General features: G+C 37.7%; 2 protein-coding genes. Both read right to left on the bottom strand.

Annotated features, from left to right (window positions below):
- Positions 1-236, bottom strand: a 236-nt coding sequence (rpsT, locus tag GMD5S_RS0209660) for a 30S ribosomal protein S20 (protein WP_001274000.1), incomplete at its 3' end; no start/stop codon positions are given.
- A 67-nt stretch (positions 237-303) separates the two neighbouring features.
- On the bottom strand, positions 304-1,224 hold the full coding sequence (gene coaA / locus GMD5S_RS0209655) for a type I pantothenate kinase (RefSeq protein WP_000180520.1): 921 nt from the start codon (positions 1,222-1,224) through the stop codon (positions 304-306).
- Positions 1,225-1,550: the final 326 nt, after the last annotated feature.

The following is a 1,550-nucleotide window of genomic DNA, read 5'->3' as shown; positions in this document are numbered from 1 at the left end:
TATTTAGCAAGTTTAGCTGAAAGACGAGCTTTATCGCGGCTTGCTTTGTTTTTATGAATCAAACCTTTAGTTTCTGCTTTGTCGATAGCTGAGCTAGCAGCACGGAAAAGTTCTTCAGAAGGGTTTGCTTCGAAAGCTTTGATAGCAGTACGCATAGCTGATTTTTGAGCTGAGTTTTTTTCGTTTTGTTTAACGTTCAATTCAGCGCGTTTGATAGCTGATTTAATGTTTGCCAATGTTCTTACCTCCATATTTACTAACTATACTATTATATCTGAAAACTTATGTTTTGACAAGGGGAAATTATTTTTTTAGGTAAATTTCATCGATTTCATGGTTTTTAGTCTTGTGGAGAATAACCTCAGCACGATTCCTTGTCGGTTCGATATAGTTTTGTAGATTTGTGAGATTAATGCTGGTCCAAACCTGGTGAGCAAAGGCTTCAACTTCTCCAATCGGCATTTGCGTAAAGCGGTGGTAGTAGCTGTTGGGATCATTTTGGGCAAAGCTGAGCAGCTTTAAGAAACGATCCAGATACCAGCTTTCAATGTCCTCGACAGCAGCATCCACATAGATGGAGAAATCAAAGAAATCAGTAATGTAAAGGCGCTCATTTTGAGGGTTTTGAAAGACATTGATGCCTTCGACAATGACAAAATCAGCAGCTTTGACACGTTGTTTCTCTCCAGGAACGATGTCATACACTTCATGAGAATAGACAGGAATATCGACATCTTGCCCATTCTTTAGGCGGTCAAGAAAATTCAGCAAGGTTTCCATATCATAACTTTCAGGAAAACCTTTGCGATTTAAGATATCTTGGTCAATCAAGGTTTGATTGGGATAGAGAAAACCGTCAGTTGTCACCAATTCTACAGTAGCATCCGGGAGAGTACGTGATAAAAGAATCTGAAGTAAGCGACTAGTAGTTGATTTTCCCACAGCAACACTACCAGAAACCCCAATGATAAAAGGCTGAGATTTACTTTCGCGTTGGAGAAAAATTCCTTTTGAAAAGGCCAAATCATCCTTGGTGCGCTTGTAAATATGGATAAGATGAACTAGGGGAAGATAGACATCTGTTACGTCCTGTAGACTAATCTGGTCATTGAAACTCTTGATGGATTCTAACTCTTCCTCTGTCAAGGGAGGGGTTGTTTTGCGATGCAATGATTGCCAAGTCTGGCGACTGATTTTTTCAAAATGTAAAAATTCGTTGGTCATTTGTTTTCCCCTAGATATTTTGTTTATCATACCATAAAAAGCTAAAAAGATAAAGCGGTTTCTTGATGGTAGTAAGTCAATATCGTATAATAGAGGTAGATGGAGGTTGAATAATTTAATGATGAGATAGGGAATGGTTTCTGAAGACTTATCAGTTATTAAAAGTGAGCTTTTGGGTTCGCAACTTATAGGAGGTGTGTCATGAAAATATTAAAAAGTTATATATTGGAACTCTGTTTTATTCTCAGTTTTTCCTTACCTTTTATAAAAGGAGCGAATGCGGATAATGGTAGACGCTTTGTGGAAATCTATTACGGTTTTACTTT

The organism is Streptococcus sp. GMD5S, assembly GCF_000298715.2.
GTDB lineage: Bacteria > Bacillota > Bacilli > Lactobacillales > Streptococcaceae > Streptococcus.
This window is presented reverse-complemented; position numbering and strand designations above follow the sequence as displayed.

Coding starts and splice junctions, on each gene's coding strand:
- coaA (WP_000180520.1), bottom strand. CDS start 1,224: ATGACCAACGAATTTTTACATTTTGAAAAAATCAGTCGCCAGACTTGG.